At 73.6% G+C, this 330-nt stretch carries 1 protein-coding gene; it reads left to right on the top strand.

All coding sequences use genetic code 11. From position 1 onward, the window contains the following. On the top strand, positions 1 to 330 hold a 330-nt coding region (locus tag G3576_RS31070), incomplete at both ends, for a transposase (protein ID WP_164698345.1).

Below are 330 nucleotides of genomic sequence, written 5' to 3'. Positions count from 1 at the left end.
AGCACAGCGTCCTCGCAGATGCTGAGGGCACGCCGCTCGGCCTGACGCTTGGCCCGGCCAACCGCCACGACAGCAAGCTGGCCGAGGCCACGCTCGACGCCGTGCCGCCGGTCAGCGGCGGACGGCGCGGCAGACCACGCCGCCGCCCGAAGAAGCTGCACGCCGACAAGGCCTACCGTGGCCGCCCAGTCCGGCAGGCCTTGCGCAAGCGAGGCATCACGCCGCGCATCGCCCGCCCCAGCATCGACAGCAGCAAGCGGCTTGGCCGCCATCGCTGGGTCGTCGAACGCACCCTCGCGTGGATGGCCCGCTTCCGCCGCCTCGTCGTCC

This window comes from Falsiroseomonas algicola (assembly GCF_011040385.1).
Taxonomy (GTDB): domain Bacteria; phylum Pseudomonadota; class Alphaproteobacteria; order Acetobacterales; family Acetobacteraceae; genus Falsiroseomonas; species Falsiroseomonas algicola.
Note: the sequence above shows the minus strand (reverse complement) of the source record. Positions and strands in the feature narration are given on the sequence as shown.